Genomic DNA, 396 nt, shown 5'->3' with positions numbered 1-396 from the left:
TAAAAAAGCGAGCTTATTAAATCTAATCTAAGGAATGGACTATGAAAAATAGAGAAGAAAGAAAAACTAAACATATCTATTGGTGGTTAAGGCCAGATATATTAATACTACTATTTATTATCCCGATGTATAGTTTTATATATTTATTTTATCGGGGCAAAAATATGAATTCGCTAACTAATTATTTCGATTTTTCATACTTTTTAATCGGATTAATATTGTTGCTTATTTTTAGTTATGGGTGTTTTTTGGGAAAGAAAATAAAAATCTCAAAAATTAAAAAGTATAGTTCAAAAGGTGTTAGTAATATAACTTTGGATGCATTAGCGATGGTGACCATATTTTCTTATTTTTTATGGTTTCATCAAATTTTACTAAACCCTATGTATTTAGTAG

General features: G+C 25.5%; 1 protein-coding gene. It reads left to right on the top strand.

All coding sequences use genetic code 11. The features are described from left to right. Positions 1-41: 41 nt before the first annotated feature. Positions 42-396, top strand: a 355-nt coding sequence (locus tag KVT34_RS29930) for a hypothetical protein (protein ID WP_217563263.1), incomplete at its 3' end; no start/stop codon positions are given.

This window comes from Paenibacillus sp. GbtcB18 (genome assembly GCF_019091125.1).
GTDB classification, from domain to species: domain Bacteria; phylum Bacillota; class Bacilli; order Paenibacillales; family NBRC-103111; genus Paenibacillus_F; species Paenibacillus_F chitinolyticus.
This window is presented reverse-complemented; position numbering and strand designations above follow the sequence as displayed.